Annotated in this window: 10 protein-coding genes; 5 read left to right on the forward strand and 5 right to left on the reverse strand. The window is 73.2% G+C overall.

Going from position 1 to position 12,180, the window contains the following annotated elements; all coding sequences use genetic code 11:
* Nucleotides 1-100 precede the first annotated feature (100 nt).
* Complete coding sequence (locus tag ABT238_RS30365) at nt 101-1,447, reverse strand: M20 family metallopeptidase (protein ID WP_350559939.1); 1,347 nt, start codon at nt 1,445-1,447, stop codon at nt 101-103.
* A gap of 365 nt (nt 1,448-1,812) precedes the next feature.
* Between ABT238_RS30365 and rocD the strand changes: the two genes are divergently transcribed.
* Both rocD and ABT238_RS30375 read left to right on the forward strand, forming a co-directional pair.
* On the forward strand, nt 1,813-3,090 hold the full coding sequence (gene rocD / locus ABT238_RS30370) for an ornithine--oxo-acid transaminase (RefSeq protein ID WP_350559942.1): 1,278 nt from the start codon (nt 1,813-1,815) through the stop codon (nt 3,088-3,090).
* A gap of 193 nt (nt 3,091-3,283) precedes the next feature.
* Nucleotides 3,284-4,141 (forward strand): MurR/RpiR family transcriptional regulator, encoded by an 858-nt coding sequence (locus tag ABT238_RS30375; protein ID WP_350801639.1) that lies wholly within the window; start codon nt 3,284-3,286, stop codon nt 4,139-4,141.
* A gap of 66 nt (nt 4,142-4,207) precedes the next feature.
* Here ABT238_RS30375 and ABT238_RS30380 read toward each other — a convergent pair whose 3' ends face one another.
* Genes ABT238_RS30380 through ABT238_RS30390 form a run of 3 tightly spaced genes read right to left on the reverse strand, consistent with a single transcriptional unit; the run spans nt 4,208 to nt 7,866 of the window.
* The gene (locus ABT238_RS30380) at nt 4,208-5,404 is read right to left on the reverse strand and encodes a M20 metallopeptidase family protein (RefSeq protein ID WP_350559948.1); all 1,197 of its coding nucleotides are present in this window, start codon (nt 5,402-5,404) and stop codon (nt 4,208-4,210) included.
* Entirely contained in the window at nt 5,397-6,566 is a 1,170-nt protein-coding gene (locus tag ABT238_RS30385) for an amidohydrolase family protein (RefSeq protein ID WP_350801644.1), read from the reverse strand. The genes ABT238_RS30380 and ABT238_RS30385 overlap by 8 nt, the downstream gene beginning before the upstream one ends.
* 4 nt (nt 6,567-6,570) lie before the next feature.
* Nucleotides 6,571-7,866, reverse strand: coding sequence for a type I glutamate--ammonia ligase (locus ABT238_RS30390; protein ID WP_350559954.1), 1,296 nt, complete (start codon nt 7,864-7,866; stop codon nt 6,571-6,573).
* Between the two features lie 611 nt (nt 7,867-8,477).
* On the opposite strand from ABT238_RS30390, the gene ABT238_RS30395 reads away from it, so the two are divergent.
* Entirely contained in the window at nt 8,478-8,636 is a 159-nt protein-coding gene (locus ABT238_RS30395) for a hypothetical protein (protein WP_350559957.1), read from the forward strand.
* A 65-nt stretch (nt 8,637-8,701) separates the two neighbouring features.
* On the opposite strand, the gene ABT238_RS30400 is transcribed toward ABT238_RS30395, so the two are convergent.
* A complete protein-coding gene (locus ABT238_RS30400; protein ID WP_350801651.1) occupies nt 8,702-9,859 on the reverse strand; it encodes a methyltransferase domain-containing protein in 1,158 nt (385 codons plus the stop codon).
* Nucleotides 9,860-10,562: 703 nt separating this feature from the next.
* On the opposite strand from ABT238_RS30400, the gene ABT238_RS30405 reads away from it, so the two are divergent.
* Nucleotides 10,563-11,573: an ArsR/SmtB family transcription factor gene (locus ABT238_RS30405; RefSeq protein WP_350801655.1), complete on the forward strand. Its 1,011-nt coding sequence runs from the start codon at nt 10,563-10,565 to the stop codon at nt 11,571-11,573.
* Nucleotides 11,574-11,698: 125 nt separating this feature from the next.
* The gene (locus tag ABT238_RS30410; RefSeq protein ID WP_350801657.1) at nt 11,699-12,082 is read left to right on the forward strand and encodes a hypothetical protein; all 384 of its coding nucleotides are present in this window, start codon (nt 11,699-11,701) and stop codon (nt 12,080-12,082) included.
* The last annotated feature ends 98 nt before the right edge of the window (nt 12,083-12,180 follow it).

The raw sequence follows: 12,180 nt of genomic DNA on the forward strand, positions 1-12,180 counted from the left end.
CCCGGACCGGGGTCCGGGGCGCACGACCGGGGCTCCTCGCGCGGGCGGGGGCGCCGCCCGCGCGAGGAGGAGACCTGTCCGGGTCAGGACACGGGGGAAGTCAGGACACCGGGGAAGGGGCGCCGCACCAGCGGGTGGCGAGGACGGCGTAGGTGCGGGCCGCGAGCCAGACCTCGTCGAGGTCGACGTACTCGTCGTTGCCGTGGGCGACGCGCAGGTCGCCGGGGCCGAAGACGACGGACGGCACGCCGGTCCGGGTGAACACGGTCGCGTCGCACACGCCGTAGAGCCCGGTGTAGGAAGGCTGGTCGGAGAAGGCGGTGCCCTGGGCCGCGGTCCGGTACGCGCCGGCGACGGACTGGCTGATGCTGTCGTCGGGCGAGGTGACGAACGGGTCCCAGTTGAGCTTCCACTCACAGCGCGGGCGGTGGTCGCGGAGCCACGGATCGGCGTCCGCCGCACGGTCGATGACGGCCTGGATCTCGGCCCTCACGTCCTCGGGCGAGCGCTCGGGGTGATACATGACCCCGTACTCGATGGTGGCCGTGTCGGACAGGGCGAACGGGACGGTCAGTTCACCGGGGCCGCCGCGCATGGCACCGGGCAGCAGGGAGAAGTGGCCGTTGTACCAGAGGTCGTGCCGCTGGGTGCGGGCCCATTCGTCCTCCAGCGCGCGCAGCGCGCGGTAGACGAGGAAGACCTTGTCGATGGCGTTCACACCGATCGAGTCGCCGGACTGGGTGGGGTGGACGGTGGCGCCCCGCATGGAGCCGTGCACCTTCTTGCCCTCGACCGTGACCGAGAACCACAGCAGTCCGGGGCTGGCGACCACGATCGACAGCGGTGTGGGCGGCGCGCTCGGCTCCGAGACGACCGCGGCGTCCGCGACGTACCCGCGCTCGACCACCGCGCCCGTCCCGCAGGCGTGGTCACCGGTCTCCTCTCCGACCACGCACTGCAGTTGCAGCTCTCCACCGAGCTCGATCCCGGCCTCGCGCAGGGCGATCGCGGCATAGGCCTGTGCGACGAGCCCGGACTTCTGGTCGGTGGTCCCGCGGCCGTACATCCGGGAACCGATCACCGCGCCGGCGAACGGCGGGGCCTTGGCCCACCCGGCCGGATCTCCGCCGGGGACGACGTCCACATGACCGTTGAAGATCAGCGAGCTTCCCCCGCCCTTGCCGCCGATCCGGCCGACGGCGTTGTCGCGTCCCTCCTCCACGGCGAAGACGTCCACGGACGCCCCGGCGCGGCGGTAGAGGTCGGCGAGCAGCGCGGTCGCCTCACCTTCCCGGCCGACGTGTTCCTTGTACTCGACTCCTGGATATTTCGGGCTCACGGACGGGATCCGGACGAGTTCTTGCAGGCTCGCCGTCATCTCGTCGCGCAGTCCGTCGACGACGGACATCAGGCGGTTCAGCCGGGAAGTTTCTTCGGGGGAGCTCATGACGCCTCCAGTGGCGCGCTCGGGAGATGCGGCGCCCGCGACCGTCTCGGTGCCGGGCCTCGCCGCTTGGCCAGAATGAAACAGGCGGTAGGTTTCGCGTGTCAATAGCCAATTCCGAAACGGATGTTACATTCACGGGCCGTCAAGGACCGTGCGCGCGGCGTCGTTCGGGGTCGGCCCCATGTCTCTGACCATCCGCGATGGCCAAGGGTGTCCTCTCGGTCGCGCTCGGCGCACGACACGCCCACCTGCCACCCCGGCGCGCCCCTTGAATGAAACGAATATTTCATGTTAGCTGCCGTCCATATCACGTGAATCCACAGTTTCGACCGCTCGCGTATCGGCGGTCGGGAAGGCGAGCCGGGATGAACCAGAACGACGAGGGGCGCGGGAGCATGGGCGACGCGAGGCGGACGGCCGCGCCGGCCCCGTCACGGACGGCGCGGGAACACATCGAGCAGACGGAGCGCTTCGCCGCGCACAACTACCATCCCCTGCCCGTCGTCCTCGCCTCCGGCGACGGCGCGTGGGTGACCGACGTGGACGGGCGCCGCTATCTCGACTGCCTGGCGGGCTACTCCGCCCTGAACTTCGGTCACCGCCCGGAGCGTCTGCTCCGACGCGCCCATGAGCAGCTCGACCGGCTGGCCCTGACCAGCCGCGCCTTCTACAACGACCAGCTCGGCCCGTTCGCCGAGGCGCTCGCCCGGCTCACCGGAAAGGAGCGCGTCCTGCCGATGAACAGCGGCGCCGAGGCGGTGGAGACGGCCGTCAAGGTGAGCCGCAAGTGGGGCTACGTCGTGAAGGGCGTGGAGGCGGACCGGGCCACCGTCATCACGATGAGCGGCAACTTCCACGGGCGGACGACCACGGTCGTCAGCTTCTCCGACGACCCGGTCGCCACCGACCACTACGGGCCGTTCACGCCCGGCTTCGTGCGGGTGCCGTACGGCGACGTCCGGGCGGTCGCCGACGCGATCGACGACACGGTGGTCGCGGTCCTCTTCGAGCCCGTGCAGGGGGAGGGCGGTGTGGTCGTCCCGCCGCCCGGATTCCTGAGGGAACTGCGTGAACTCTGCACGCGGCGCGGCGTGCTGATGGTGGCCGACGAGATCCAGTCCGGCCTGGCCCGCACCGGCCGCACCTTCGCCTGCGACCACGAGGACGTCGTGCCGGACGTCTACGTGCTCGGCAAGGCCCTGGGCGGCGGTCTCTACCCGGTGTCCGCCGTGGCCGCCGACGACGACGTGCTCGGCGTCATCACTCCCGGGACCCACGGCTCGACGTTCGGCGGGAACCCCCTGGCGGCCGCGATCGGCCGCGAGGTGGCCGCCATGCTGTCGACGGGCGAGTACCAGGAGCGCGCCCGGGTCCTGGGCGAGCGGCTGGAATCCCGCCTGCGGGAGCTGGTCGGCGCCGGCGTGCTGGCGGTGCGGGTCAGGGGGCTGTGGGCCGGAGTCGACATCGACCCCGGGCTGATGACCGGCCGCGAGGCGTGCGAGGGCCTCCTGCGGCGCGGCGTCCTGGCCAAGGACACCCACGGATCGACCGTGCGGTTCGCCCCTCCGCTGGTGGCGACCGAGGACGAGATCGATCTGCTCGTGGACGCCCTGGCCGGCGTCCTTGAGGAGGCGCGGAGCTGACGGCGCGTCGACGAGGAGTCCCGCGCGCGGGGCGGTCGTCTCATCGTGGGCCCGGGGGCACGGCAACGCGCCCCGCGGGCCCGCGTCCGTCCCAGGGGGCGTCGCCGTGGGGAGGCCCCGGGCGCCACCCCGGTCCTGGCGCGAGCGGATGTAACGAACGTTTCAGTGCGCCCTTCCTTGGTAGTCTTGAAAGATGGAGACGATACCGGGGGGTCACGCGTCGGTGCGGAAGCTGCTGCTCTCCGCCATGGACGGACTCAGCAACGGCGAACGCAAGGTCGCCCGCGCGGTGCTGGCCCAGTACCCGACGGCCGGCCTCACCACCGTCGCGGACCTGGCCGCCGGTGCCGGCGTGAGTTCGGCGACGGTGGTCCGTTTCGTCACCCGGCTCGGCTTCGCCGGATTCCCGGCCTTCCAGCGCGCCCTGGTCCACGAGTTGAACGGGGAACTGGGCTCCCCGCTGAAGCAGTACGCCGAGAAGGCGTCGGTCTCCGCGAAGGGGGTGCTGCCGGAGACGCACCGGGCCTTCGCGCAGTTGCTGGAGGCCACCTACGCGGAGCTTCCGGAGTCGGAGTTCGCCACCCTCGTCAGGCTTCTCGGTGACCCGGCCCGGAGCGTGCGCGTGACCGGGGGCCGGTTCAGCCGGCTGCTCGCCGAGTACCTGGTCATCCACCTGTGGCAACTGCGCGAGGACGTCGACGTGATCGGCGAGGAGGAGATGGAGCGTCGCAGGGCACTCGCCGACGCCGACGCCAACACGGTTCTCCTCGTCCTCGACTACCGCCGCTACAGCGAGTCCAGCCTCCGTTTCAGCGAGGGAATGGCCGCCCGGGGCGCCACCGTGTGCCTGATGACGGACAACTGGCTCTCCCCCATCGCCAAGCTGGCCAAGGTCGTCCTCCCGGCGCGGGTGGAGTCCGCCTCGCCGTTCGACTCCCTGGTGGCCGCGATGGCACTGAGCGAGAGCCTGGTGGCAGCGGTGACGGACGCCGTGGGCGCGGCGGGCAGGGAACGCATGGAACGGTTCGAGTCGGCGATCGAGCACGCCTGAACGGCCCGGGGCCGGGCCGCCTCCGCTGCGGGCGGCCCGGCCCCGGGCCGTAGGACGGGTGGGTCGCTATCCGGCCGCTGCTCCCGGGGCGCCGGCGTGCTCCTCCAGGGTGGCGGCCGTTCCGAGGTACGCCGCCATCAGAGCGGTGGCGAGCGCGTGGACGTCCGCGTCGTCGGGCAGGAAGCGCGAGGAGTGCAGCGGCTCGGACGTCCTGGTGCCGACGAACAGCATGGCCGAGGGCACGCGTTCGCAGAAGTACGAGAAGTCGTCCGAGCCCAGGGAGCGCAGGTTCCCGGCGACCGGGAGCCCCCGGCGGTCCAGTTGGTGCGTGATGCTCCGCACCAGAGCCGGATCGTTGTCGAGCACGGGTTCCCCGTGGGTGATGGTCACCGACGCGGTGCAGGCGTGTGCCCGCGCGACGAATTCGGCGACCTCCGTGATCCGTCGGTGGATCAGTTCCCGGGTCGAGGACGCCAGCGCCCGGACGGTGCCGGTCGCCCGCGCCGTGCCGGCGATCACGTTCGCGGCGTTGCCCGCCGAGAACGACGACACTCCCACGACGGCGGGAGCCATCGGGTCGACGGACCGGCTCACCACGCTCTGGAGCGCGACGACGATCTCGGACATCGCCAGCAGCGCGTCGTTCGTCAGATGGGGATACGCGGCGTGTCCGGGTCTGCCCCGCACGACGATCTCGAACTCGTCGGCCGAACCGTTGACGCCCCCCGCCGTGCACGCCACCTCGCCCCGGGCCAGCAGGGGCTGGACGTGGACGCCCACCATGGCGGCGCACCGCTCGGAGTCGAGCACGCCGCTGGTGGTGATGTCCCGGGCCCCGGACGGGTAGGTCTCCTCGCGCGGCTGCAACACGGCGAGCAGGGGAACCGGAGGCCCGGTCTCGGCCAGGGCGCCCGCCACGGCGACGAGTGCGGCGAGATGGGTGTCATGACCGCACGCGTGCATGACCCCCGGCCGCGCCGACGCCCAGGCGACACCGGTCTCCTCGGTGACGGGCAGCGCGTCCATCTCCCCGCGCACACCGATCGCCGGTCCCGGCCCGCCGATGCGCAGCACGGCGCCGGTCCCGGCCGTCCTCACCGCCGCACCGGCCCCCGGCAGCGCGGCCAGCACCATGTCCCGGGTCGCTGCCTCGTCACCCGACAGATCGGGCTCGCGGTGCAGCCGGCGCCTCAGGTCGAGCGCCGCGGGGAGGTGCCGCTCCAGGGCGGACCACAGGGCTTCGTACGCGTCCGGGTCAGGCATGGGGCAGTCCGTAGAGGCGCTGTGCGTTGGTGCGTCCGATCATCGTCGCCACGCGGACGGCGTCGGCCTCGGACCACTCGCCCTCCTCGACCCAGTCCCCGAGCGCCCGGGACATGCCGCGCCGCCAGAGGACGGAGCCCAGGTGGTGGAGTTCGGGCGGCCCCCAGGCGTCGGAGGAGTACAGCACCTTGGTGAAGGGGGCCAGTTCGAGGCTCTCGGCGACGACGGCGGTGGAGGCGGCGCCCGTGTAGTTCACCCCCAGACCGACATCGAAGTAGACGTGGGGAAACACCTGGGCGAGGAACCCCGCGTTGCGGTGGAACGGGTAGCAGTGCAACAGCACGACATCGGTTCCGGCGCCGTCGATCTCCTTGAGCCAGGGCATCAGCAGCAGCGGGTCGCACCGTCGCAGATCCAGGTCGGGATCGCCGTACCCGGCGTGCAGCTGCAGGGGCAGGCCGGTGTCCACGCCCGTCCACAGGGCCATGCGCAGCAGCACCGGGTCGGCCACCCGGAGGGGGGCGCCCGCCTCCAGCTCGCGCAGCCAGGCGCCGGCCGCCCGTTCCACCTCCTGGGCGGTGGGGCGGGCGGGCGCGAAGTCGAAGCCGTAGCGGTAGGCGATGATCGACTTCAGGCCGACCGCCGATGCGGTGGCCCCGGCGAGCGCCGTTCGGAAGTCGTCGGCGAGGCGCGCGGCGCCGCTCGTCGGAGCGACGCCCTCAAGGACGGTCTCCAGGCGCACGATCTCGGAGAACCGGGAGGGCAGGCGCTCGGCGAGCGTGCCGGGCGACAGCAGTTCGTCGCTCTTGAAGCCGGTGTCCAGCAACCAGTCGGAGACGCCGGCCGCGGCGAGGAAGAGGTCCGACAGCTCTTCCGGGGTCCGCTCGGACCGCGCGGCCCAGTACGCGTCCGCCGACGCGTGCGGGGGCAGACCGAGCAGCGGCGCGCAGTGGCGGCGGATCGCGAACCCGATCTGGGAGTCGAACTGGGTGACCCCGGCCGGGATGGGGCGGTCGGATTCGGTGATCAGCGTCTCGAACTGCCCCCGGGTCACCGGCGAGGCGAGCGACGCGTGGACGTGGTGGTCGACCAACGGCAGCGCGGCGATGTGGCGGCGCAGTCCAGCGGACACCGGCTCGGTGGACATCGGCTCAGTAGACATCGGCTCAGTAGACATCGGCGACCCGCCCGCACACGCCCCGCTCGTCCAGGCCCGAGACCGCGGCCAGCTCCGACCGCTTCACGGAGCGGTGGGTCTCCAGCAGTTCGGCGGAGAACCAGCCGGACACCACGTCGTCCTTGTCGAGTTCGAGGAGGGCCTCCTCCAGGCCGCCGGGCAGGCAGGGGACGTCCGCGAGATCCGCTTCCCCGGCCTCCTCGGGCCAGACCCGCGGCTGCGCGTAGTCCGCCTCCACCCCTCTCAGTCCGGCCCGCACCAGTACTCCGAGGACCAGCCACGGGTTGGCGGTCGCGTCCGCGGCCCGGTACTCCAGGTTGAACTGGTCGGCGACGACTCCGCCGCCCAGGCTGCTCGTCGGGCAGATCCGCAGCAGGGCCTCCCGGTTGCGCTCGGCCAGGAACACTCCGGCGGAGCTCCAGCGGTGGGGCGTCAGGCGCAGGTACGAACTGGGGCTGCCCGCCGTGAACGAGAGCAGCGCCCGGGCGTGCCGGAGGATCCCCGCACTGAACCGCCCGCCCAGCTCGGAGAGCCCGCCGGGACGGGAGGCGTCGTACAGGACCGGCCGTCCGGTCGCCGCGTCGCGCAGGGAGAGATGGACGTGCACGCCGTTGCCGCTGCCGTCGGGGTGCAGCAGCGGCGCGAACGTGGCCCGGTGTCCGTGCTGGGACGCCAGGTCGCGGACCACTTCCCGCAGGACGACCGCGCGGTCCGCGGCGGTCATGCCGTCGCAGGGGCGCAGGGTGATCTCGAACTGGTCGGTGCCGAATTCCGGCAGCCACGTCTCCGGTTCGAGTCCCATCCGGTCCAGCAGTGACACCAGTTCACTGCCGAACGGCTCGGCGGACCGGAACCGGGTGAAGGAGAACGGGGCGCCGCTGTCGAGTCCGGGGATCATGAACTCGTGCTCGAAGGTGGCCACCACGTCCAGCCCGGTGGCACGCCGGAAGTCGTCGAGGGCCCTGCGGGCGAAGGTGCGCGGGCAGTTCTCCCACGGGGTGCCGTCCGGCAGCACCTGGTCGGCGAGATACAGGCGGACACCCGGCAGATCGCCACGGGCGGGGATGTCCACGCCGGTGGACTCGGCCGGCAGCAGCTTCAGGTCGCCCGCCGAGCCGAACGGATTCGGCGCGAGCTCCCCGAAGGCCGTCACCGCGAGATCGGCCGGGACCCATCCCAGCCCGCGGCGCAGCACACCGTCGGCCGCGTTGCCCGGTGCGGCACGCCCGCGGGTGAATCCGGACAGGTCGTTGGTCGCCACGAACACCGTGGTTGAAGAACTCATGTCTACCTCTTCGATCGGGCCGCGTCGCCGCGCTGCGGGTCGGGCAGGGGCGCGGGCGGGCCGCGGGAACATCGAGAGTTACAAATATTTCAAGCTTGGTCAAGAGTGCCATCTACGGAATCTTCATTTCATCGGTGCCCGGCGCTCCCGTGCCCAGGACCAGCGGTGCGGCGCGCCTACGGCGCCCCGGGCAGGCCCCCGGGAGCGGATCCGGTTCTTGCCCGGTTCAGGGTGCGTGCGGCTCCGGCCCGCCACCACTCCGGGAGGATCCCGCGCACCTGATCGACCCTCTGATCAGCGCGTCGGCGATGGTCGTCGCCGCGCAGGCTGCCCGCCGCGGCCGGTTCCCGCCCACGTCCGCGCGGAACACCCAGCACGACCTGCCGCTCGACCCCCGCCCGCGCCCGGTGCCCGCAGCGCGCAAGGCCATCGAGCTCCAGGACCGTCGTACGGCGCAGCCCCGCACCGCGGGCGAGCCGGACAGCGTCCGACGGGCCGGGTGCGCCTGCGGGGCCTGCGCCCCTCGCCGACTGTCCGGCTGTTGACATGACATCAGCCGCACGGGGCAGGCGCCGGAGGCTGACGCCGTCCCGACGTCCTTGGAGGCACGCGTGATCGTGTTCATGGTGCTCTTGCTCGTTCCGCCGGCGCTCGCGATGGTTCTGGTCGCGACCGGGCCCTCGTTCGTGCGTCCACGCCGCCGGCCGACGGCCGCCGTCATCCGGCCCGACCGGGTCCGGCAGCCGCGTCACGCCCGTGTGCCGCGCTGAACCGACCGGGCACCGGCGGCGCGTGACCGACACCAGGCCGGGACCGGCCCGCAGCACGGCCGCCTTCAGCGCGAAGCGGCGGGCGCCGCCTGGGAGAGGACCCACCGGGGCCCGCCGTCCGGGCTGTTCAGCCACGCGAACTGCCGCTCGGGGGTGACCGTGATGCCGTACTCGTACGGATCCGGCCGGCCGTGCTCCTCCCACCGCTCCCAGGCGAGCATCAGCTCCTCGCCGATCCGCCGCCCGCCGCCCTGGAACAGCACGCTCCCGCCGGTGCCGGTGGCGGAGAACATCGCCCACGCCGCCACGCCGTCATGGACCCACGCGCTGACACCGTCCTCGTCACGGCCGGTGAAGACCACCGCGTCCGGCACCGCCACCCGCAGCGCGAACCTGAGGTCCCAGTCCGATTCGAGCGAGGCGAGGTCACGGCCGACCGGCCTCTGCGCATCCGCCGGCCCCTCGCCGCGCACTGCCCGGTACCCGCCCGCCCCGGCGACCGGCGGCACCGCGGCGGTGCGGTCCGCCATGAACTGCCCCAGACCCTGTACCCAGCCGCTCGCGCTGCGGCCGTCGGCGGCGACGGTGAGGGCGACGTGACCCAGCCGGCCCCACGGGTAGACGATCCGCCCGCCGGGCCCGGCCGCCTCGATCCAGGTCCACGGCACCTGCTCGACCGCGTAGGTGGCGATCACCCGGTCGAACCGCCCGCCACCGGGGGCGGCGGTGGTGGCGTCCGCGGTGAGCGTCTCCACCTCCAGGCCGGCGGCCGCCAGCCGCTCCCGGGCGAACGCCGCGAGGTCCGGGTCGATCTCGGTGGACACCACCCGGCCCGGCCCCGCCCGCCAGGCCGCGAGGGCCGCGTTCCAGCCCTGCCCGCCGCCGACGTCCCACACCCGGTGGCCGGGTTCCAGACGCAGCGAGTCCAGCATGCCCACCACCACGCCCTGCGCGGAGAGGCTGGAGGACGGCAGCCCGCCCGACACCTGGGTGACGGCGGCCGCGTCCGGGCCCGCGTACAGCTCGCCGCTCCAGCCGTCCGGATCGGCCTGCCGGTCGACGGGCACATACGCGTGTCCGTCCCACCGCCAGAGCCTCTCCGGGGCGAACCGGTCCCGGGGCAGCGCGGCCACGGCCTCACGCAGCCACGGCGAGCGCTCCGGCCAGTCCCCGCGCGCCTGCATCGCCGCGTCGAGAGCGGCCCGCCGCTTCAGCAGATCCACGACTCAGCCCTTCGGCTTGCGGTGCTTCCCGTCACTGCCCGGGTCCGGCTTCGGCACCTGCCCGTCGGCGTTCCCGGGCGGCGGATCGCCCTGGCCCGGGTCCGCCGGCGGCCGCTCGTGCGCGCCTCGCTGCGGCTGCGTCATCGCAACACGCCCTCTCGTGCGTACGGACAACAACCCGGACATCCTGGCCAACCGGTCGGAGCGGCGGTAGGGGGTGCAGGGGCGCGTACGGAGCGTGCCCGGGCCCGCGTGCGCCCGCTCCGGCGGAGCAGACGGGCAGCGGCGCGACGGGGTCCGCGCCGTTCGGCGGGCCCGTCCGCGGAGGCCGGCAGGACCGACGCTCCGACACGGGCGAAGGTCTCTCGACGTCATCCTCGTCCCGTGCTCTTCTCCCGGTTCTCGTGGGCAGGCGTTGTGCGGCGGCACGCGGGCCCACGACGAACACGGGCCGCACGGGAACGGGAGGGGGCCCTCCTGGGAAGAGCGCCGCCCCGGGGCACCGCCGCCTGAACCACCCTGCCTCCGGGGTCGGGCACGGAATGTCCGTGCCGTGGAACGATCCGGTCAGAGCCGGGCAACGCCCCACTCTTGCCGTGCCGTCCCGCTTACGGTGGTCGTAAGGCCGCAGAGGGGGGACGGGGACGGGGCCGGGGGGGCTGCGTGCGGTACCCCTGCCGGTGTTCGACGGAGAGGGGCGGAATTGCTGCGGATCCACTTCACCCACGACGACCTGACCAGGGTTCGGATCGCGCGGGCACCCGACCCGCTCGCCGAGTCGATCCTGAGCCTGTCGCTGGTGCAGACCCGCGAGGTTGGCGGCGTGGCGTTGGAGGGGTGGCGCAGTCGGACCCGCGAGAGCATCCGCCCCGAACTGCGGGTGCTGTTCGACCTGGCGACGCCCCTCGGGGCGGCGGAGGCCGCCGAAGCGTTCCTGCATGCCGGCAGCCACACCCTGCCGGAGAGTCTGGAGCAGACCTGGTCACTGCCCGGCCGACGGTGGAGCGCCGACCTGCGGGCCCTCAGCAGGACACGCCCCCGGGCGCCCCGGTGGGTCTACGAACTGCACCGGGGCGACCGTGAGTGGCGCGAACTGGTCGACCGCCGGCTGCGCGAGTACCACGCCTTCGCCGTCGCGCCGTACTGGTCGCAGCTGCTGGCCGCCGCGCACACCGACCGCGCCCGGCGGGCCACCCTCGCCGCCGACCGCGGCCTGGACGGGCTGTTCGGCAGCCTCCACCCCGACATCCGGTGGCAGTCACCGGTGCTGACGCTGCCCTTCCCCGTCGACGCCGACCTGCGGCTGCGCGGCGCCGGCGTCATGCTCGTCCCCACCTTCTTCTGGCCCGACCCGATGGCCCTGACCGACAACCGCGGCCTCGACCACCCGCTCGTCCTGCACTACCCGCTCGCCCCCGACCTCACCACCTACCGCGCCATCTGGTCCCCGGCCGCCGAGGACGGGCCGGACGGCGCGCTCGTCGCCCTGCTCGGCACCACCCGCGCCCGCACCCTGCACGCGGCGGCCGACCCGGCGGGCACCGCCGAACTCGCCCGCCGCACCGGCTGTTCACCCGCCACCGCGAGCCACCACGCCACCGTCCTGCGCGCCGCCGGCCTCCTCACCACCGAACGCACCGGCCCCGGCGTGCGCCACACCCTCACCCCCCTCGGCCAGGCCCTCCTCGACGACCGCGTGACCGACCGCCCATAACCGTCCGCGCCACCGCCGACCGCGAGCTCTGGGCCGAACTCACCGCCCGGGCACCGCACCACTACGACGCGCACTGGCAGGCCCTCCAGTACTGGTGTGCCAAGTGGCACGGCTCCGACCGCGCGATGATGCGCTTCACCCGCCGCGCGATGCGCAACGCGCCCGCGGGCAGCCCGCTGGCCGGCCTGATCCTGCAAGCGCTGTACGAACGGGGGAAGTCCAGCCCCCTGGAGGAACCGGTCAGGGCCCTGTTCGAACGCCGGCGCCTGAAGACCGCCGTGAACGCGCTCGCGCTGGTGCCCGAGCACGACCCCCACCTCCTGCCGCTGCGGCACCTGCTGGCCCATCACCTGGTCCGGGCGAGGATAGCGACAGAGCATGGTCCGGTGACACGCCACTGCGCGGAGGGAGCAGCGTCGCATGACGGACCGGGAGGCAACGTGGACGGGCATTGCCGCAGCTCCGTTCGGTCGACCGCGGGGGAGCGTCACGGGACCGCTCTCCGTTGACCTCCTGACCGCCGGACACCTTGCGGGCCCACCCGCGCCGGAGGGAGCAACGGCTCCACCAGCGCTCACTGTTCGTCCGTCAGATCCGACGGATACCC

This window comes from Kitasatospora sp. NPDC001527, from assembly GCF_040298605.1.
Lineage (GTDB): Bacteria > Actinomycetota > Actinomycetes > Streptomycetales > Streptomycetaceae > Kitasatospora.